17 protein-coding genes are annotated in these 19,129 nt (G+C 56.5%); 9 read left to right on the plus strand and 8 right to left on the minus strand.

What is annotated here, in order from left to right:
• Window positions 1–82 precede the first annotated feature (82 nt).
• The 5 genes from hofQ to CSE01S_RS07705 are packed head-to-tail and all read right to left on the minus strand — an operon-like array spanning window position 83 to window position 3,387.
• Window positions 83–1,321: a DNA uptake porin HofQ gene (gene hofQ, locus CSE01S_RS07685; protein WP_042286361.1), complete on the minus strand. Its 1,239-nt coding sequence runs from the start codon at window positions 1,319–1,321 to the stop codon at window positions 83–85.
• Entirely contained in the window at window positions 1,233–1,637 is a 405-nt protein-coding gene (locus CSE01S_RS07690; protein WP_042286364.1) for a HofP DNA utilization family protein, read from the minus strand. Before CSE01S_RS07690 ends, hofQ begins: the two co-directional genes overlap by 89 nt.
• Window positions 1,630–2,085 carry a HofO family protein gene (locus CSE01S_RS07695; protein ID WP_042286368.1) on the minus strand — a complete coding sequence of 152 codons (456 nt, stop codon included), beginning with the start codon at window positions 2,083–2,085 and terminating at the stop codon, window positions 1,630–1,632. Before CSE01S_RS07695 ends, CSE01S_RS07690 begins: the two co-directional genes overlap by 8 nt.
• Window positions 2,069–2,608 (minus strand): PilN domain-containing protein, encoded by a 540-nt coding sequence (locus CSE01S_RS07700; protein WP_042286370.1) that lies wholly within the window; start codon window positions 2,606–2,608, stop codon window positions 2,069–2,071. Before CSE01S_RS07700 ends, CSE01S_RS07695 begins: the two co-directional genes overlap by 17 nt.
• Complete coding sequence (locus CSE01S_RS07705) at window positions 2,605–3,387, minus strand: hypothetical protein (RefSeq protein ID WP_042286373.1); 783 nt, start codon at window positions 3,385–3,387, stop codon at window positions 2,605–2,607. The genes CSE01S_RS07700 and CSE01S_RS07705 overlap by 4 nt, the downstream gene beginning before the upstream one ends.
• 120 nt (window positions 3,388–3,507) lie before the next feature.
• On the opposite strand from CSE01S_RS07705, the gene mrcA reads away from it, so the two are divergent.
• Window positions 3,508–6,060 carry a peptidoglycan glycosyltransferase/peptidoglycan DD-transpeptidase MrcA gene (mrcA, locus tag CSE01S_RS07710; RefSeq protein ID WP_042286376.1) on the plus strand — a complete coding sequence of 851 codons (2,553 nt, stop codon included), beginning with the start codon at window positions 3,508–3,510 and terminating at the stop codon, window positions 6,058–6,060.
• A gap of 87 nt (window positions 6,061–6,147) precedes the next feature.
• On the opposite strand, the gene nudE is transcribed toward mrcA, so the two are convergent.
• A complete protein-coding gene (gene nudE, locus CSE01S_RS07715) occupies window positions 6,148–6,708 on the minus strand; it encodes an ADP compounds hydrolase NudE (RefSeq protein WP_042286379.1) in 561 nt (186 codons plus the stop codon).
• Window positions 6,709–7,032: 324 nt separating this feature from the next.
• On the opposite strand from nudE, the gene igaA reads away from it, so the two are divergent.
• From igaA to pckA, 5 genes are all read left to right on the plus strand, one after another.
• Window positions 7,033–9,165, plus strand: coding sequence for an intracellular growth attenuator protein IgaA (gene igaA / locus CSE01S_RS07720; RefSeq protein WP_042286382.1), 2,133 nt, complete (start codon window positions 7,033–7,035; stop codon window positions 9,163–9,165).
• A gap of 65 nt (window positions 9,166–9,230) precedes the next feature.
• On the plus strand, window positions 9,231–9,899 hold the full coding sequence (gene yrfG / locus CSE01S_RS07725; protein ID WP_042286384.1) for a GMP/IMP nucleotidase: 669 nt from the start codon (window positions 9,231–9,233) through the stop codon (window positions 9,897–9,899).
• Between the two features lie 10 nt (window positions 9,900–9,909).
• The gene (hslR, locus tag CSE01S_RS07730) at window positions 9,910–10,311 is read left to right on the plus strand and encodes a ribosome-associated heat shock protein Hsp15 (protein ID WP_042286386.1); all 402 of its coding nucleotides are present in this window, start codon (window positions 9,910–9,912) and stop codon (window positions 10,309–10,311) included.
• Window positions 10,312–10,335: 24 nt separating this feature from the next.
• Window positions 10,336–11,214 carry an Hsp33 family molecular chaperone HslO gene (hslO, locus tag CSE01S_RS07735; RefSeq protein WP_042286939.1) on the plus strand — a complete coding sequence of 293 codons (879 nt, stop codon included), beginning with the start codon at window positions 10,336–10,338 and terminating at the stop codon, window positions 11,212–11,214.
• Between the two features lie 365 nt (window positions 11,215–11,579).
• Entirely contained in the window at window positions 11,580–13,199 is a 1,620-nt protein-coding gene (pckA, locus tag CSE01S_RS07740) for a phosphoenolpyruvate carboxykinase (ATP) (protein WP_042286388.1), read from the plus strand.
• Window positions 13,200–13,280: 81 nt separating this feature from the next.
• On the opposite strand, the gene envZ is transcribed toward pckA, so the two are convergent.
• On the minus strand, window positions 13,281–14,633 hold the full coding sequence (gene envZ, locus CSE01S_RS07745) for a two-component system sensor histidine kinase EnvZ (protein WP_042286390.1): 1,353 nt from the start codon (window positions 14,631–14,633) through the stop codon (window positions 13,281–13,283).
• Window positions 14,630–15,349 carry an osmolarity response regulator transcription factor OmpR gene (ompR, locus tag CSE01S_RS07750; protein ID WP_001157751.1) on the minus strand — a complete coding sequence of 240 codons (720 nt, stop codon included), beginning with the start codon at window positions 15,347–15,349 and terminating at the stop codon, window positions 14,630–14,632. The genes envZ and ompR overlap by 4 nt, the downstream gene beginning before the upstream one ends.
• 226 nt (window positions 15,350–15,575) lie before the next feature.
• Between ompR and greB the strand changes: the two genes are divergently transcribed.
• The 3 genes from greB to feoA all read left to right on the plus strand — a co-directional run bounded on the left by greB (window position 15,576) and on the right by feoA (window position 19,115).
• Window positions 15,576–16,049, plus strand: coding sequence for a transcription elongation factor GreB (gene greB, locus CSE01S_RS07755; RefSeq protein ID WP_042286394.1), 474 nt, complete (start codon window positions 15,576–15,578; stop codon window positions 16,047–16,049).
• An 87-nt stretch (window positions 16,050–16,136) separates the two neighbouring features.
• The gene (locus CSE01S_RS07760) at window positions 16,137–18,458 is read left to right on the plus strand and encodes a Tex family protein (RefSeq protein ID WP_042286397.1); all 2,322 of its coding nucleotides are present in this window, start codon (window positions 16,137–16,139) and stop codon (window positions 18,456–18,458) included.
• 429 nt (window positions 18,459–18,887) lie between these two features.
• Complete coding sequence (gene feoA, locus CSE01S_RS07765; protein ID WP_012908346.1) at window positions 18,888–19,115, plus strand: ferrous iron transporter A; 228 nt, start codon at window positions 18,888–18,890, stop codon at window positions 19,113–19,115.
• The last annotated feature ends 14 nt before the right edge of the window (window positions 19,116–19,129 follow it).

Raw genomic sequence — 19,129 nt, forward strand, 5'->3', positions numbered from 1 at the left:
TACTCCTTGTATGCTAAATAGTTGCGCACGTCAAACCCCTGAAACGAGTTAAGTGCAAAAACACCGGTGTTTCATGCATAAATCATTCTGTCGAGACCAATCTGGGGGTAATGAAGACCACCAGTTCACGGCGCTCATTTTCTTTCCCGTCATGGCGAAAAAGCTGCCCAAGCCAGGGAATGTCGCCTAGCAACGGCACGCTGTCTTTACCGGATTTATTCTTACGCGAGAAAATGCCCCCCAGCGCCAGCGTTTCGCCGCTTTTCACCTCAACCTGCGTTTCGATCTCCTGTTTGTCGATAGCCAGCACTTCGCCGTCGGCCTGTTGCAGCACCTGCCCCGGCATGTTCTGGCTGATATGCAGTTTAAGGCGAATCCGCCCCTTTGCCAGCACCGTAGGCGTCACTTCCATTCCCAGCACCGCTTCTTTGAACTCGACTGACGTGGCGCCGCTTTCGCCGCTGGAAACCTGGTAGGGGATCTCGCTTCCCTGCTTTATGCTGGCGGGTTGTAAATGCGAGGCCAACAGGCGCGGGCTGGCGATGATATCAAGTTGCTGTTTTTGCTCCAGTGCGGAAAGCTCCAGATCCAACATGCGCCCATCTATTCGCCCGATATTAAACCCCACGCGCGCTGTCGCCGCGGCAACGGACAGGTCGCCCGCCAGGGCTGTCACCTGCCCTACGCTGCCCGCCTGCTGAGCGTCGGCCAGCGTCCATTTGACGCCCAGTTCGCGCAGGCTTTTCTCGTTTATGGTCACGATATGCGCCGCCAGTTCGACCTGCCCGACCGGAAGGTCCATCTGTCCTGCCCAGTGTTCAAGCAATGCCAGCGCCGGTCGGGTGTCTCTGACCAGCAGCCGGTTGGTGCGTTTATCCACCGTGATGCTGCCCCGGGGGCTCAGCAGCGCACTCCCCGCTTTCGCTAACTCGCCGGCGTCGGCATAGTGCAGCGGGATAGGGCGATTTTCCAGCGGCAGGCTGGCCTGTCGCCTCGCGTTTTCCGCTTCCTGACGCGCCGCCTCTGCGCTCCGCCAGTCGGCGGAATGGATATGCATAATCGAACCGTCCTGACGCAACACTAAACCCGCGCTTTTTACCACCGTCTGTAACGCCTGCTGCCAGGGCACGTCCGTCAGATGCAGCGACACCGCGCCGCTAACGTCCGGCGAGATCACCAGATTTTTACGCTCCTGCTCGGCAAGCGCCTGTAACACCTGGGCTACCGGCACATCATCCACCACCAGAGTGACGCTCTGTGCCTTTCCGGCCTGTGCCGGATGCAATATGGCTAACAGTACCGCCAGTATCCAATGCCTCATCAACGTCTCCTTGTCTTTGCCATCGCCATTGCGGCGGGTCACATTCTGTTCCCGTCTGAACGGTTAACGTCTGCTCGTTGAGCTGAATGACCGTCCAGCCGGTATCAAGAACCGTATTCAGCTCAACCCGCCGCCATCGATGTTCGCTGTCGCGCAGCAGCCCGATATGTCGCTCCCCTTTTCCAACCACGCCCTGATACCGCCACTGCGCCAGTGTAGAGGAATGGCAGCGATCCTCTGGCTGGCGAAAGGGATCGCGCATCCCGATCAGGAGCAATAGCGAGATAACCGCCAGAAGCCAGCGCCTGTTAATCATGAAGCAACTCCAGCGTAAGCGTCAGCAGCAGTGCGTTTTTCTCCGCCGTCAGGGAAAAACCGTTGACCGAGATTCCGCGTTCTGCGAGATACGCAAACAGCGAAGGAATCGCCTCCCACTTTGCGCGCAGCGCCAGTTCTCCGCCCTGCGTCGATGGCTGCCAGTGGCGCAGGCGCAATCCCGGCAACGCGATAGCGAGCGGTGAGAATGGCGCGGTATTTGCCGTCGTTAACGCAGGGATACGCGCCGCCGACTCTGCAAGGCGATGCAGGCTTTGCCAACGTTGAGCGTTCGCCGCCCGCTGCTGCGCCAGCGATGCGCCGCTTTCCACGGGTGAAAGAAACAGGCAATACGCCGCCAGCGCGCTCAGGGCTAATGTCCAGCCCGCCCAGCAAACGGCCCGAATCCGTGGCGATAACGCACACCAGAAATCAAAGAGCGCTGTCATGCGTATCTCTCTCTGTCAGGCGATATTCAAAGAGCCAATGTCCCTGCTCGTTCTGACGCGTCCCGCCAGTGTGGCTGATGACAAAGGTCCGGGAGCCCCGCAGCGTTGTCTCCAGCGCGTTTATTGCCGCATAGGTCAGCGTTTTACCACTCAGCGCCAGCGTGCTTTGCCTGTACTCGATCTTTGTCAGCCAGGCCTGTTCAGGAAGATGCTGCGCCAGCGCGCATAGCGCAGACTGCCACCGCCGGGTAGCCTTTCGCCGCTTCTCCTGCGCTATGGCCTGCTGCGTCTGCATCTGACGCCGTTGCAGATGCGGTTTTATGGCAGTCAGCGCCGCCGTCCGTTGGTTTTCAGCCTGCAATAACTGCGCATCCACCCGCCCGTTAACGTTTCGGGTGGCATACCCCATCATGCCTGCCGCGAGCGCCAGCGCGGCGGATGCGCCAAACATGACGCCCCAAAAACGCAGGCAGGCCCTGCGTCGGCGCTGTCGCCAGGGCAGAAAATTGACAGATGACGTCATGCGCGCGCGTCTCCCAGCGCAAGCCCAAGCGCGACGGCGAAGGCGTGGCCTTCTTCAGGGACAGGAGGCTGGCGAACTGAAATCGCCTGCCACGGATCAAACTGCGCTTTCGCACACAGCGCCACGGCGTCTGGCGTAAGGGAAAGAGACGCGGAAAGCCCATCGACAGACGCCACCTCCGCCACCGTTTTGCGCCCCCAGGCGTACCGCGTCGCCCAGAGCCACTGCGTCTCATCGCGCCAGGCCACGCAGGATTGCGTGGGAGGAAGAAAAGGCAGCAGCCGTTGCAGCGCGCAAGCATCTGGTGTGATAGCCGCGACCTGGATCCGGAGCGTTTGCGCGAGCGTTAACAAGGTGGAGACTTCTTTGCCCTGGGCGGCTGTGACCGTAAACGCGGGGGCCAGCGCATCTTCGCTGTAGTCAAAACGCAGGGCGTCCGGGTCCATATCCAGTTCGCGGGCCAGCGAGCCCGTCAGCCACGCTGTTTGCTCTCGTTCGCGTAAGGACATCGACGGTCGGGGAAATGTCTTTTGCCGCGTACGGCTGGCGGGAAACGAGAGATGAACCTGATGTCGCTGCGGCAGTTCACGGCTCCAGGCGTGGAGCGCCGCGGCAAGCGGTTCCGGGTCGTGCATGTGCCCTTCCTGCAAGGTGGATTGCGCCAATGGGATACGCCACCAGCGCTGAAGCGACCACCCCGACGCGCCGCGCACAACGGCCACCGCCAGCGCTTCACGTTGTTGAATATGCAAGCCAATTTGCCAGATTTTAAAAGCCATCGCTGATGATCTCCTTATCACCCGTCGCTCTTACGGGTATATCAATGCGTCAGGCTTGCCTTTATACTACCGCGCGGTTGTTTATAAACTGCCCAAATGAAACTAAATGGGAAATCTCCAGTGAAGTTCGTAAAGTATTTATTGATCCTTGCAGTATGTTGCATCCTGCTGGGAGCAGGCTCGATTTATGGTCTGTATCGTTATATTGAGCCGCAATTGCCTGACGTCGCGACGCTCAAAGATGTACGCCTGCAGATTCCGATGCAGGTGTACAGCGCGGACGGCGAGCTGATCGCCCAATATGGCGAGAAGCGTCGTATTCCGGTCACGCTGAACCAGATCCCGCCGGAAATGGTGAAAGCGTTTATCGCGACGGAAGACAGTCGTTTCTATGAGCATCACGGAGTGGACCCGGTGGGGATCTTCCGTGCGGCCAGCGTCGCGCTGTTTTCCGGCCATGCGTCGCAGGGAGCGAGTACCATTACTCAGCAGCTCGCGAGAAACTTTTTCCTGAGTCCGGAGCGCACGCTGATACGTAAGATCAAGGAAGTGTTCCTCGCCATCCGCATTGAGCAAATGCTGAACAAGGACGAAATTCTTGAGCTTTATCTGAACAAGATCTATCTGGGATACCGCGCCTACGGCGTCGGTGCGGCGGCGCAGGTTTACTTTGGTAAGTCGATCGATCAACTCACCTTAAGCGAAATGGCGGTGATTGCCGGTCTGCCGAAAGCGCCTTCAACGTTCAACCCGCTCTATTCGATGGATCGCGCGACAGCGCGCCGCAACGTCGTGCTGTCACGTATGCTGAGCGAAGGCTACATCACCCAGGCGCAGTACGACCAGGCGCGTGATGAGCCGATCGATGCCAATTACCACGCCCCGGAAATCGCCTTCTCCGCCCCGTATCTGTCCGAAATGGTGCGTCAGGAAATGTATGCCCGTTACGGCGAAAACGCCTATGAAGACGGATATCGCATTTACACCACGATCACCCGCAAAGTGCAGCAGGCCGCACAGCAGGCGGTACGCAATAACGTGCTGGACTATGACATGCGCCACGGCTACCGCGGTCCGGCGAGCGTGCTGTGGAAAGTGGGCGAAACGGCGTGGGACAGTAAGAAAATCACCGACACGCTGAAAGCCCTGCCAACCTACGGCCCGCTGCTCCCCGCCGTGGTCACCAGCGCGAATCCGCAGGAAGCCACTGCGGCGCTGGCGGATGGCTCATCGGTTGCGCTACGTATGGAAGGCATTCGTTGGGCGCGCCCGTACCGTTCGGATACCCAGCAGGGGCCGACGCCGCGTAAAGTCACCGACGTTATCCAGACGGGCCAGCAAATCTGGGTACGCAAGATGGGCGATGCCTGGTGGCTGGCGCAGGTGCCGGACGTGAATTCGGCGCTGGTGTCGATCAATCCTAAAGATGGCGCGGTACTGGCGCTGGTGGGCGGTTTTGACTTCAACCAGAGCAAGTTCAACCGCGCGACTCAGGCGCTGCGTCAGGTCGGTTCCAACATTAAGCCGTTTCTCTATACTGCGGCGATGGATAAAGGCCTGACGCTGGCGAGCATGCTGAACGATGTGCCGATTTCTCGCTGGGATGCCGGCGCCGGTTCCGACTGGCGTCCGAAAAATTCCCCGCCGCAGTATGCCGGTCCGATCCGTCTGCGTCAGGGTCTGGGACAGTCGAAAAACGTGGTAATGGTGCGCGCGATGCGTGCGATGGGCGTGGATTACGCGGCAGAATACTTACAGCGCTTCGGGTTCCCGGCACAGAACATTGTGCATACCGAATCGCTGGCGCTGGGTTCGGCCTCCTTTACGCCGTTACAGGTGGCGCGCGGCTATGCGGTGATGGCGAATGGCGGCTTCCTGGTCGATCCGTATTTCATCAGCAAGATTGAAACCGACCAGAACGGCGTAATTTTTGAGGCGAAGCCCAAAATTGCCTGCCCGGAATGTGATATTCCGGTGATTTACGGCGATACGCAGAAATCGAACGTTCTGGAAAACAGCAACGTGGAAGATGTCGCGGTCTCTGGCGAGCAGCAAAATGCCGCTGTGCCAATGCCAAAACTGGAGCAGGCAAACCAGGCGCTGGTGGCGCAGACGGGCGCGCAGGAATATGCGCCGCACGTCATTAACACCCCGCTGGCTTTCCTGATCAAAAGCGCGCTGAACACCAATATCTTCGGTGAACCCGGCTGGATGGGGACCGGCTGGCGCGCGGGCCGCGATCTTAAGCGTCACGATATCGGCGGGAAAACCGGAACCACCAACAGTTCGAAAGACGCATGGTTCTCCGGCTACGGCCCGGGCGTGGTGACGTCGGTATGGATTGGGTTCGATGACCACCGTCGCGATCTCGGACGTACCACCGCTTCCGGCGCGATAAAAGATCAGATCTCCGGCTACGAAGGCGGCGCAAAGAGCGCGCAACCGGCGTGGGATGCTTACATGAAAGCGGTACTGGAAGGCGTGCCTGAAGAGCCGCTAACCCCGCCGCCGGGCATTGTGACGGTGAATATCGATCGCAGCACCGGGCAGTTGGCTAACGGCGGCAACAGCCGGGCGGAATATTTCATTGAAGGCACCCAGCCAACGCAACAGGCGGTGCATGAGGTGGGCACCACCATTATCGACAATGGTGAAACGCACGAACTGTTCTGATCAAAAAAGGCGCTCCGGCGCCTTTTTTATTGTTGTCGATGACCCGTTCTGAACACCGTGTTAGCCATTTTTGCGGGAAAGCGCGTATCAGAGCCTTCCCTGTCCTTTCAGCCATTCACGCACCAGAAATAGCGCGCTCACGTTACGCGCTTCGGTAAAATCAGGATCTTCCAGCAGATCCATCAGATGCGCCAGCGGCCAGCGCACCTGCGGCAGCGGTTCCGGCTCATCTCCTTCCAACGACTCCGGATACAGACCTTCTGCCACCACGATGTTCATTTTGCTGGAGAAATAGGAGGGGGCCATGCTGAGCTTTTTCAAAAACGTCAGATCCTTCGCGCCAAAACCGACTTCTTCTTTAAGCTCCCGGTTTGCAGCCTCGAACACGCTCTCGCCAGGGTCGATCAACCCTTTGGAAAAACCCAACTCGTAGGATTCGGTTCCCACTGCGTATTCGCGAATCAGAATCACATGATCGTCAATAATCGGCACAATCATAACCGCTTCACGATTGGTAGGACGCATCCGCTCATAAACGCGGCGCACGCCGTTACTGAATTCGAGATCCACACTTTCCACGCTAAAAAGCCGCGATTGCGCGACTGTTTCGACATGCAGAATGGTGGGTTTTTGTAATGATTTGCTCATCGTGAGAATCTTTGCCGTGGAATCTACCGTCATTGTGCGATACGCAACACGGTTTCGGCAATGTGAATTGCCGTTTATTTACATCTTTGTAACCTAATAAAAATATAATTCCTATTTCAAATTAAAAGTCAATAGGTTGAAATACGTCCAGGAATTTGCTGATATTCCGCTTTTGCTGGTTTTGCTATCATCAGCATTCACTGGGATGCGCTGAAAAATGCTCAAGTTCAACTCCATGCTTGCCGATAGCCAACCACAGAATCACGTTTATTGTGACAGGGTGCGACTGACCACGCCTGACAGATTAAGTAAGATGGGGAAAGCATGAGCACCATTCTGATTTTTTTAGCGGCGTTACTGGTCGGCCTGTTGCTGGTCTGGTGGCGGTTCACTGTGCGCGCCAGGCGGCGTAAGCTGCCGTGGAGCCATGCGTTCTCTGACGCGGCGACCCGCAAGCTCACGGCGGACGAACGCAGCGCCGTGGAAAACTATCTGGAAAGCCTGAGCCAAATCCAACGGGTTCCCGGCCCGACAGGCGCCAGCGCGGCGCCGGTCTCCCTGACGCTGAATGCTGAAAGCCAAAACGTCATTATTCTGACGCACTCGATCACCCGTTACGGCATTACCACCGACGATCCCAATAAATGGCGCTATTACCTCGATTCCGTCGAGGTCCATCTGCCGCCGTTCTGGGAACAATACATTAATGACGAAAATAACGTCGAGCTGATCCATACCGATACCTTGCCGCTGGTGATCTCCCTGAACGGCCATACGCTGCAAGAGTATATGCAGGAGGCGCGCGGCTATGCGCTACAGCCAGCCAGTTCAACGCAAGCGTCGATCCGTGGTGAAGAAAGCGAGCAGATCGAACTGCTGAATATTCGTCAGGAAACCCACGAAGAGTACGCGCTGAGCCGCCCTGCGGGATTCCGTGAAGCGCTACTGATTGTCGCCTCTTTCCTGTTGTTCTTTTTCTGCCTGATCACCCCAGACGTTTTTGTGCCGTGGATGGTTGGCGGTGCCGTTTTGCTGCTGGTCGCTGGCTTGTGGGGACTGTACGCCCCGCCGTCGAAATCAGCGCTCCGGGAGATTCACTGTCTGCGCGGTACCCCCCGCCGCTGGGGACTGTTTGGCGAAAATAACCAGGAGCAAATTAACAATATTTCGCTCGGCATTATCGACCTGGTTTATCCACCGCACTGGCAGCCGTGGATAACGCAGGACTTAGGCCAGCAAACGGATATTGATATTTATCTTGATCGCCACGTCGTGCGCCAGGGGCGTTTTTTATCCCTGCACGATGAAGTAAAAAACTTCCCGCTCCAGCACTGGGTGCGCAGTACCGTTATCGCCGGTGGCTCTTTGCTGGTGCTGATCATGCTGCTGTTCTGCATCCCGCTGGATATGCCAATCAAGTTCACGCTATCCTGGATGAAAGGCGCGCAAACCGTTGAGGCAACCAGCGTAAAGCAGCTTGCAGACGCGGGCGTGCGCGTGGGCGACACGCTGAATATTCGCGGTACGGGAATGTGTAATATTCATGCCAACGGCACCTGGAGCGCCCAGACGAATTCGCCGTTTATGCCGTTCGACTGCTCGCAAATCATCTGGAACGACGCGGCTGCGCTGCCGTTACCGGAGTCCGATCTGGTCAACAAGGCCACGGCGCTGTCGCAGGCGGTTAACCGTCAACTGCATCCTAAGCCGGAAGATGAATCCCGCGTCAGCGCGGCGTTACGTTCGGCGATTCAGAAATCAGGGATGGTGTTGATTGATGACTTTGGCGATATCGTGTTGAAAACCGCAGATTTGTGCGCGGCAGAAGATGAATGTGTGCGTTTGAAAAACGCGCTGGTAAATCTGGGGAACAGCAAAGACTGGAGCGCGCTGGTTAAACGGGCCAACACCGGTAAGCTGGATGGCGTAAACGTTCTACTGCGTCCGGTCAGCGCGGAGTCGCTTGATAATCTGGTCGCCACCTCAACGGCGCCCTTTATCGCCCGCGAGACTGCCCGCGCCGCCCAGTCGCTGAACAGCCCCGCGCCGGGTGGATTTCTGATCGTCAGTGACGAAGGCAGCGATCTCGTCGATCAGCCGTGGCCTGCTGTTTCGCTGTACGATTACCCGCCGCAGGAGCAGTGGAACGCCTTCCAGCGTCTGGCGCAAATGCTGATGAAAACGCCGTTTAGCGCCGAGGGGATCGTCACCAATATCTATACTGACGCCAACGGCACGCAACACATCGGCCTGCACCGTATTCCGGATCGCTCCGGATTATGGCGCTATCTCGGCACCACGTTACTGATGCTGACGATGCTGGTCAGCGCCGTCTATAATGGCGTGCAGGCTTTCCGTCGCTATCAGCGTCACCGCACCCGTATGATGGAAATTCAGGCGTATTATGAAAGCTGTCTGAATCCCAAGCTCATTGCCTCTCCGGATAGCCTCATCTGATATCCTGTCTGCGCGACGGGATGTGCTACCCTGTCGCGCAACGCGTTTCACTCTGGAGAGTTCCCATGCATATGAATATTGCCTGGCAGGACGTCGATACCGTTCTGTTAGACATGGACGGCACACTGCTCGATCTGGCATTTGACACCTTCTTTTGGCAAAAACTGGTGCCCGAAACCTACGGCGCACAGCAAGGGATCTCGCCGCAGGAAGCGCAGGCCCATATCCGTCAGGAGTACCATGCGGTTCAGCATACGCTAAACTGGTACTGTCTTGATTACTGGAGCGAGCGTCTGGGGCTGGATATCTGCGCGATGACGACGGCGATGGGGCCACGCGCCGTCCTGCGCGACGATACAGTGCCTTTTTTAGAGGCTTTAAAAGCCTGCGGCAAGCGTCGTATTTTGCTGACCAACGCGCATCCACATAATCTGGCGGTGAAGCTGGAGCATACCGGCCTGGCCTCGCACCTTGATTTATTACTTTCCACCCACACATTTGGTTATCCCAAAGAGGATCAGCGGTTATGGCGCGCTGTTGCCGAAGAAACGGGACTGGACGCCGAAAAAACGCTGTTTATCGACGATAGCGAACCGATTCTCGACGCAGCGGCGACGTTTGGCATTCGTTATTGCCTCGGCGTGACGAACCCCGATTCTGGCGTAGCGGAAAAACAGTATCTCCGTCATCCGTCATTGAATGACTACCGCCGGCTGATCCCCTCACTGTTGTGAAGGAGACGCCATGAAAGAGAAGCCCTCAACTGAGGTCAGACTGGACAAATGGCTATGGGCCGCGCGTTTTTACAAAACCCGCGCGCTGGCTCGCGAAATGATTGAAGGCGGCAAAGTTCACTATAACGGGCAGCGCAGTAAGCCGGGCAAGATAGTCGAACTGAACGCGACCCTGACGTTACGCCAGGGCAATGACGAACGTACGGTGGTGATCAAAGGGATCACTGAGCAGCGTCGGCCGGCCAGTGAGGCCGTCGCCCTGTATGAAGAAACAACGGAAAGCGTCGAGAAACGCGAAAAAATGGCGCTGGCGCGTAAACTTAACGCACTGACGATGCCGCATCCGGACCGACGTCCGGACAAAAAAGAGCGCCGCAACCTGTTACGATTTAAACACGGCGACAGTGAGTGACTGTCGTCTGCAAGAGAGATGATTATGCCGCAACATGACCAATTACACCGCTATCTGTTCGAAAACTTTGCCGTGCGCGGCGAGCTGGTGACCGTATCGGAAACCCTGCAACAGATCCTGGAAAACCACAGCTACCCGCAGCCGGTAAAAACGGTGCTGGCTGAGCTGCTGGTCGCCACCAGCCTGCTGACCGCGACGCTGAAGTTTGCCGGTGATATCACCGTGCAACTGCAGGGCGACGGCCCGCTGAGCCTGGCGGTGATCAACGGCAACAATAACCAGCAGATGCGCGGCGTCGCGCGTGTGCAGGGCGATGTGCCGGAAAACGCCGATCTGAAAACGCTGGTGGGGAACGGCTATCTGGTGATCACGATTACGCCGGAAGAAGGCGAGCGCTATCAGGGCGTGGTCGGGCTGGAAGGCGACACTCTGGCGGCCTGCCTGGAAGATTACTTCCTGCGCTCCGAGCAGTTACCGACCCGCCTGTTTATTCGCACTGGCGATGTTGACGGTAAAGCCGCCGCAGGCGGTATGCTGCTGCAGGTGATGCCTGCGCAAAACGCTCAGGCGGATGATTTTGATCATCTGGCGACGCTGACAGAAACCATCAAGGCAGAAGAGCTGCTGACCCTGCCGGCTAACGATGTACTGTGGCGTTTGTACCACGAAGAAGAGGTGACCCTCTACGATCCGCAGGACGTGGAATTCAAATGCACCTGTTCGCGTGAACGCTGCGCGGGCGCGCTGAAAACCCTGCCGGACGCGGAAGTGGATAGCATCCTGGCGGAAGAAGGCGAGATCGACATGCACTGCGACTATTGCGGCAGCCATTATCTGTTCAACGCGATGGATATTGCGGAAATCCGTAACAACGCCTCCCCTGCCGATCCGCAGGTGCATTAATCCTCCTTTCTGAAAAACCGGATGGCGGCCTGACGCCCCATCCGGTCCTTTCGACAAATGCCTGATTTTTTATTTCGTGATGAATCGATATTTCGTATGTAAGACTTACGTAAATTTCTTACGTGAATGCGATTACACTCACAACATTTCCGTCAAAAACACTCTGTTTTAACGTTTTAGGAACATTTTCCACAACAAAAAGTCCTTTCCTGCCATAATAACCGCCGCTTCGTGACAGGAGTCACAGCGTTTTCAGTCAATCGTGATTTTGTCCAGATAAGTAAATCTATGAGCCTTGTCGCGGTTAACGACCCTCAAAAAACCTTACTATTCCAGGTAATACATATTGGCTAAGGAGCAGTGATATGCGCGTGAAACGATTAACCCCGCAAGATCTCAAGGCTTATGGTATCAACGACGTTCAGGATATCGTTTACAACCCCAGCTACGAAACGCTCTACCAGGAGGAGCTTGACCCTTCTCTGGAAGGCTACGAGCGTGGCGTTCTGACGAACCTCGGCGCCGTTGCCGTTGATACCGGTATTTTCACCGGACGTTCACCAAAGGATAAGTACATTGTCCGTGATGACACCACGCGTGACACGCTCTGGTGGTCCGACAAAGGAAAAGGCAAGAACGACAACAAACCGCTTTCCCAGGAAACCTGGCAGCACCTGAAAGGGCTGGTAACGCAGCAGCTCTCCGGTAAACGCCTGTTTATCGTTGATGCCTTCTGTGGCGCGAACGCCGACACCCGTCTTTCCGTTCGCTTCATTACCGAGGTGGCCTGGCAGGCACATTTCGTGAAGAACATGTTTATCCGCCCGAGCGATGAAGAACTGGAAGGCTTTGAGCCTGACTTTATCGTAATGAACGGTGCGAAATGCACCAACCCGCAGTGGAAAGAGCAGGGTCTGAACTCCGAGAACTTCGTGGCGTTCAACCTGACCGAGCGGATCCAACTGATCGGCGGAACCTGGTACGGCGGCGAAATGAAGAAAGGGATGTTCTCGGTGATGAACTACCTGCTGCCGCTGAAAGGCATCGCGTCTATGCACTGCTCCGCCAACGTCGGCGAGAAAGGTGACGTGGCAGTCTTCTTCGGCCTGTCCGGCACCGGGAAAACCACCCTTTCCACCGACCCGAAACGTCGCCTGATTGGCGATGATGAGCACGGCTGGGACGACGACGGCGTGTTTAACTTCGAAGGCGGCTGCTACGCGAAAACCATCAAGCTGTCGAAAGAGGCTGAACCCGAGATTTACAACGCGATCCGCCGCGATGCGCTGCTGGAGAACGTTACCGTTCGTGCCGACGGTTCGATTGATTTTGATGACGGTTCGAAAACAGAGAACACCCGCGTTTCTTATCCTATCTATCACATCGAGAACATCGTCAAACCGATCTCTAAAGCGGGTCATGCCACGAAGGTGATCTTCCTGACCGCCGACGCGTTTGGCGTGCTGCCGCCGGTTTCTCGCCTGACGGCTAACCAGACGCAGTACCATTTCCTGTCTGGCTTTACCGCCAAACTGGCCGGTACCGAACGCGGCGTAACCGAACCGACGCCAACCTTCTCTGCCTGCTTCGGCGCAGCGTTCCTGTCACTGCATCCGACCCAGTATGCGGAAGTGCTGGTAAAACGCATGCAGGCCGCCGGCGCGCAGGCGTACCTGGTCAACACCGGCTGGAACGGCACCGGCAAACGTATCTCGATCAAGGATACCCGCGCCATCATCGACGCCATCCTGAACGGTTCGCTGGACGATGCGGAAACCTTCAGCCTGCCGATGTTCGATCTGGCGATCCCGACCGAACTGCCGGGGGTGGATACGCGCATTCTCGACCCGCGTAATACCTACGCGTCGCCGGAACAGTGGCAGGAAAAAGCCACCGCGCTGGCGAAACTGTTCATTGAGAACTTCGAGAAGTACACCGATACGCCAGCAGGCGCCGCGTTGGTCAGCGCAGGTCCGAAGCTGTAACTGACATGACCGGATGACGGCATACGGTACAGCGTTACCGGCTGTTACCACAACAAAGGGGAGGCTAAATGCCTCCCCTTTTTATGCCTCTTTCGTGGTTCCCTGGACACGCGCCACGGGAACGGGCAGCCAGGCGCGGATAGAAAGGCCGCCGCGCTCGCTGGTGCCGATTTCCAGCATACCGTTATGGTTGTCAACAATGCGTTGCACGATCGCCAATCCGAGTCCGGTGCCGCTGGTGCTGCGCGCGCTGTCGCCGCGCACAAACGGCTGGAACAGGTATTTCCGCTGTTCGGGCTTGATGCCCGGCCCGTCGTCTTCCACCTGAAACCACGCCCGATGCTGTTCCGTACCGCTACTAACCTTAATCCAACCGTTTCCGTAGCGGGCGGCGTTCACCACCATATTGGCGAGCGCGCGCTTGATAGAGAGCGGGTGCATTTTCAGTTGAATGCTGCCTGGCTGTAGCGCGGTTTCAATTTCACGCTCGTAGCCGCTCTCCGCCGCCACAACCTCACCGAGCACCGCATTGAGATCGGCCATTTCCATCGGCATCTCCTGGCCGGTACGCAGGTAGTCGATGAACTGCTCAATGATCGCGTTACACTCTTCGATATCTTTGTTGATCGACTCCGCAAGATAACCATCCTGCTCCCCCATCATCTCCGTGGCCAGACGAATGCGCGTCAGCGGGGTGCGAAGATCGTGGCTGACGCCAGCCATGAGCAGCGTACGGTCGTCGGCAAGCTGCTTCACCCCGGCCGCCATATGGTTGAAGGCGCGAGTTACCGAGCGCACTTCGGACGCGCCGTACTCACGCAGCGGCGGCGGAATAATCCCTTTACCGACCTGTAATGCGGCATGTTCAAGATCCACTAACGGTCGGTTCTGGATTCGGATAAACAGCCACGCCCCGCCTATCGCCAGCAGCATAATCGCCAGCGTATAGCGAAACAGCGGCGAGAAATCGCCCTGATGAATTTCCGTTAAGGGTACGCGCACCCAGATATTGGGTGACAGCCAGGTTTTCAGCCAGACGACAGGCGAACTCTTGTTAACCTCAACGCGCACTTCCGTCGGGCCGCCCAACTGCTGCGCCATCTGATGGCTTAAAAACTCATAATGTTGCGCCCAACGCAGCCCTGCCTCTTCGGCGGCCTCGTTGGAATAGAGAGAAATTCCCAGCTCACGGTAAATTTCCCGTCGAAAAGCGGGAGGCACCACCAGTTGCGTACCGTCCTCCAGTTGCAGCTTGTCGGTCATCAGCATACGCACTTCGTACGCCAGCACCTTGTTAAACTGCTGGAGGCTCGGCAGAATCGCAAAGTTCAGCACCACCAGATAGGTCGTCACCAGGCTGACAAACAGCAACGTGACGATGAGCAACAGCGTGCGGGCAAATGAACTTCGTGGCGAGAAGCGCATTCGCCTCATGCTTTAGAACCGTCCGGCACGAAAACGTAGCCCAGACCCCACACGGTCTGAATGTAGCGCGGATGCGCCGGATCCTCTTCCACCATGCGGCGCAGACGGGAAATCTGCACGTCAATGGAACGTTCCATCGCGGAATACTCGCGACCACGCGCCAGGTTCATCAGCTTATCGCGGGAAAGCGGTTCACGCGGGTGGCTCACCAGCGCTTTCAGCACCGCGAACTCTCCGCTGGTGAGCGGCATCGGCTCATCTTCACGGAACATTTCGCGGGTGCCGAGGTTCAGTTTGAACTTACCAAAGGCAATGACCGCTTCTTCCTGGGAAGGCGCGCCCGGCAGCTCGTTGGCCTGACGACGCAGCACCGCGCGAATACGCGCCAGCAGTTCACGTGGGTTAAACGGTTTCGGGATGTAATCATCGGCGCCGATTTCCAGACCGACGATGCGGTCCACTTCTTCCCCTTTCGCCGTCACCATGATGATCGGCATCGGGTTGCTCTGGCTGCGTAGGCGGCGGCAAATTGACAGACCATCTTCACCCGGCAGCATGAGATCCAGTACCATAAGGTGAAAAGATTCGCGGGTTAGCAGACGATCCATTTGCTCAGCGTTCGCGACGCTTCGAACCTGGAAGCCCTGCTCGGTAAGATAACGCTCCAGCAGCGCACGCAGACGCATGTCGTCATCCACCACCAGAATTTTATAGTTCTCTTGCATTGTTTGTACTCCCAAAGGTTCGCAACAATTGAAGGTATGTATTCTTAAAAAAGCTTACGTTCGTCACCAGCGAATTCTGGTATGAATTCCAGGCTAAATTGTTACAAAGCATATTTAACAGCAGCTTAAGTATACAATGAAACGTGCGGCACATTATTTATTCTGTTAGCAGGGTGACGTAATACGATTTGTGCGCATCGTCACAGACTTAAAGGTATTCAATAAGATGAAAACGCCCCTGATCACCCGGGAAGGGTACGAGAAACTGAAACAAGAGCTGAATTATCTCTGGCGTGAAGAGCGCCCGGAAGTCACGAAAAAGGTGACCTGGGCCGCGAGCCTTGGCGACCGCAGCGAGAATGCCGACTACCAGTATAATAAAAAGCGCCTGCGTGAAATCGACCGTCGGGTTCGTTATCTTACGAAATGCATGGAAAATTTAAAAATCGTCGACTATTCCCCGCAGCAGGAAGGCAAAGTGTTTTTCGGCGCGTGGGTGGAGATTGAAAATGACGACGGCGATATCCGCCGCTTTCGTATTGTCGGCTACGATGAAATTTTCGGCCGTAAGGATTACATCTCGATTGACTCGCCGATGGCGCGCGCGTTGCTGAAAAAAGAGATCGGCGACCTTGCTGTGGTCAATACGCCCGGCGGAGAAGCCAGCTGGTACGTCAACGCCATCGAGTACGTAAAATAATCCGAGAGCGCCCTCCGCGACTGGCATTTTATCGTGCCAGTCCGTATAACTATCCCCTGATTTTGATCCTAAAGATGAAGCCTATCCATGATGAACAATTCTTTCTGCCGCATTATTGCGGGTGAAATTCAGGCACGCGCCGAACAGGTTGAAGCTGCCGTTCGCCTGCTTGATGAAGGGAACACTGTGCCGTTTATCGCACGTTATCGTAAGGAAATCACCGGCGGTCTGGATGATACACAACTGCGTAATCTGGAAACCCGACTGGGCTATCTGCGTGAACTGGAAGAGCGCCGCCAGGCCATACTGAAGTCCATTTCTGAGCAAGGCAAGCTGACCGATGAGCTGGCTAACGCCATCAACGGCACGTTAAGTAAGACCGAGCTGGAAGACCTGTATCTCCCCTACAAACCCAAACGCCGCACCCGCGGTCAGATCGCCATTGAAGCGGGTCTTGAGCCGCTGGCGGATCTGCTGTGGAACGATCCATCGCACGATCCTGACACGGAAGCGGCGAAATTTATCGACGCCGACAAAGGCGTTGCCGACAGCAAAGCCGCCCTTGACGGCGCGCGCTACATCCTGATGGAACGGTTCGCGGAAGACGCGGCGCTGCTGGCAAAAGTGCGCGATTATCTGTGGAAAAACGCGCATCTGGTTGCCACTGTGGTCAGCGGCAAGGAAGAGGAAGGCGCGAAATTCCGCGATTATTTCGATCATCACGAACCCATTTCCGGCGTGCCGTCTCACCGCGCGCTGGCGATGTTTCGCGGCCGTAACGAAGGCGTCCTGCAACTGTCACTGAACCCTGACCCACAGTTTGATGAGCCGCCAAAACAGAGCCACGGTGAGCAGATCATTCTCGATCACCTCGGTCTGCGGCTGAACAACGCGCCAGCGGACAACTGGCGCAAGGGCGTGGTGAGCTGGACATGGCGCATTAAAGTCCTGATGCACCTCGAAACCGAACTGATGGGCACCGTGCGTGAACGCGCGGAAGACGAGGCGATCAACGTGTTTGCCCGTAATCTGCATGACTTGCTGATGGCCGCGCCGGCGGGCCTGCGCGCAACCATGGGCCTCGATCCGGGTCTGCGTACCGGGGTGAAAGTGGCGGTGGTGGATGGTACCGGTAAGCTGGTCGCCACTGACACCATTTATCCCCATACCGGCCAGGCCGCTAAAGCCGCGATGGTCGTCGCCGCGCTGTGTGAAAAATATCACGTTGAACTGGTGGCGATTGGTAACGGTACGGCCTCGCGTGAAACCGAGCGTTTCTTCCTCGACGTGCAGAAGCAGTTCCCGAAAGTCACCGCGCAAAAAGTGATTGTCAGCGAAGCGGGCGCGTCGGTTTATTCCGCCTCTGAGCTGGCGGCGCAGGAATTTCCGGATCTTGACGTTTCCCTGCGCGGCGCGGTCTCTATCGCCCGCCGTCTGCAGGACCCGCTGGCGGAGCTGGTGAAGATCGACCCGAAATCCATCGGCGTCGGCCAGTATCAGCATGACGTCAGCCAGACACAGCTGGCGCGTAAGCTGGACGCGGTGGTGGAAGACTGCGTAAACGCCGTCGGCGTGGACCTGAACACCGCCTCCGTCCCCCTGCTGACCCGCGTGGCGGGCTTAACCCGTATGATGGCGCAAAATATCGTCGCCTGGCGCGATGAAAACGGACAATTCCAGAATCGTCAGCAGTTGCTGAAGGTAAGCCGTCTGGGGCCAAAAGCCTTTGAGCAGTGCGCGGGCTTCCTGCGCATCAACCACGGCGATAACCCGCTTGACGCCTCAACCGTCCACCCGGAAGCGTATCCGGTGGTAGAACGTATTCTGGCGGCAACCCAGCAGGCACTGAAAGATCTGATGGGTAACAGCAGCGAACTGCGCAACCTGAAAGCCGTTGACTTCACCGACGACAAATTCGGCGTGCCGACCGTGACTGACATCATCAAAGAGCTGGAAAAACCGGGGCGTGACCCGCGTCCGGAGTTCAAAACCGCGCAGTTTGCCGACGGCGTCGAAACCATGAACGACCTGCAGCCGGGGATGATTCTGGAAGGCGCCGTCACCAACGTCACCAACTTTGGCGCGTTTGTCGATATCGGCGTCCATCAGGATGGCCTGGTTCACATCTCTTCCCTGTCGAACAAGTTTGTGGAAGATCCCCATACTGTAGTGAAAGCAGGCGACATCGTGAAGGTGAAAGTGCTGGAGGTGGATCTGCAACGTAAGCGCATTGCCCTGACCATGCGTCTCGATGAACAGCCAGGAGAGACTCAGGCGCGCCGTGGGGGGACGAACGGGAACGAACGTCCCGCCGCGAAAGCCGCCAGACCGCGCGGTCGCGACGCGCAGCCGACAGGCAATAGCGCGATGATGGATGCGCTGGCGGCGGCAATGGGTAAAAAACGCTAACCCAGAAACCTGTGCCGGATAACGACGCGAATGCGTCTTGTCCGGCCTGGAGGACAATGTCGCGCTGTCTGCCGGAAAGGCGGTTAACCCGCCATCCGGCAACATTCAATTCTTCTTTTACCCCCGTACTAATATTTATCACATCGTTAACAGATGAAACGATAATTAAACATTAATACTGTTAATTTATTAATTCCTCGAATCATTTCACCTGTCGACAATAAATGTTGAGCCATGTCAAAGTTGTCGCAAATTATTATTCAAACCAACATTCCGTCACATTTATTCTATTGATGATAGAAACCATTCTCATTATCATCGCATTGTTGATTATTTAATCTTTCCTTCGTTGGCTAATCAGCTGGTCTCATGCCGCGTTCCTCAGCCCCATGAGGTAATAACCAGTAAGCAAGATACAAGTAGGCTCTTATGCAATTTACTCCAGATACTGCGTGGAAAATTACCGGCTTTGCCCGTGAAATAAGTCCTGCATACCGTCAGAAACTGCTTTCCCTCGGCATGCTGCCGGGTTCCTCATTTAACGTGGTGCGCGTCGCGCCCCTGGGTGATCCGGTGCATATCGAAACCCGCCGCGTCAGCCTGGTATTACGGAAAAAAGACCTGGCGTTATTAGAAGTGGAAGCGGTTTCCTGCTAATACAGTGAGTCTAT

Source organism: Citrobacter sedlakii NBRC 105722, assembly GCF_000759835.1.
Lineage (GTDB): Bacteria > Pseudomonadota > Gammaproteobacteria > Enterobacterales > Enterobacteriaceae > Citrobacter_A > Citrobacter_A sedlakii.

Coding starts and splice junctions, on each gene's coding strand:
- hofQ (WP_042286361.1), bottom strand. CDS start 1,321: ATGAGGCATTGGATACTGGCGGTACTGTTAGCCATATTGCATCCGGCA.
- CSE01S_RS07690 (WP_042286364.1), bottom strand. CDS start 1,637: ATGATTAACAGGCGCTGGCTTCTGGCGGTTATCTCGCTATTGCTCCTG.
- CSE01S_RS07695 (WP_042286368.1), bottom strand. CDS start 2,085: ATGACAGCGCTCTTTGATTTCTGGTGTGCGTTATCGCCACGGATTCGG.
- CSE01S_RS07700 (WP_042286370.1), bottom strand. CDS start 2,608: ATGACGTCATCTGTCAATTTTCTGCCCTGGCGACAGCGCCGACGCAGG.
- CSE01S_RS07705 (WP_042286373.1), bottom strand. CDS start 3,387: ATGGCTTTTAAAATCTGGCAAATTGGCTTGCATATTCAACAACGTGAA.
- nudE (WP_042286379.1), bottom strand. CDS start 6,708: ATGAGCAAATCATTACAAAAACCCACCATTCTGCATGTCGAAACAGTC.
- igaA (WP_042286382.1), top strand. CDS start 7,033: ATGAGCACCATTCTGATTTTTTTAGCGGCGTTACTGGTCGGCCTGTTG.
- yrfG (WP_042286384.1), top strand. CDS start 9,231: ATGCATATGAATATTGCCTGGCAGGACGTCGATACCGTTCTGTTAGAC.
- hslR (WP_042286386.1), top strand. CDS start 9,910: ATGAAAGAGAAGCCCTCAACTGAGGTCAGACTGGACAAATGGCTATGG.
- hslO (WP_042286939.1), top strand. CDS start 10,336: ATGCCGCAACATGACCAATTACACCGCTATCTGTTCGAAAACTTTGCC.
- pckA (WP_042286388.1), top strand. CDS start 11,580: ATGCGCGTGAAACGATTAACCCCGCAAGATCTCAAGGCTTATGGTATC.
- envZ (WP_042286390.1), bottom strand. CDS start 14,633: ATGAGGCGAATGCGCTTCTCGCCACGAAGTTCATTTGCCCGCACGCTG.
- ompR (WP_001157751.1), bottom strand. CDS start 15,349: ATGCAAGAGAACTATAAAATTCTGGTGGTGGATGACGACATGCGTCTG.
- greB (WP_042286394.1), top strand. CDS start 15,576: ATGAAAACGCCCCTGATCACCCGGGAAGGGTACGAGAAACTGAAACAA.
- CSE01S_RS07760 (WP_042286397.1), top strand. CDS start 16,137: ATGATGAACAATTCTTTCTGCCGCATTATTGCGGGTGAAATTCAGGCA.
- feoA (WP_012908346.1), top strand. CDS start 18,888: ATGCAATTTACTCCAGATACTGCGTGGAAAATTACCGGCTTTGCCCGT.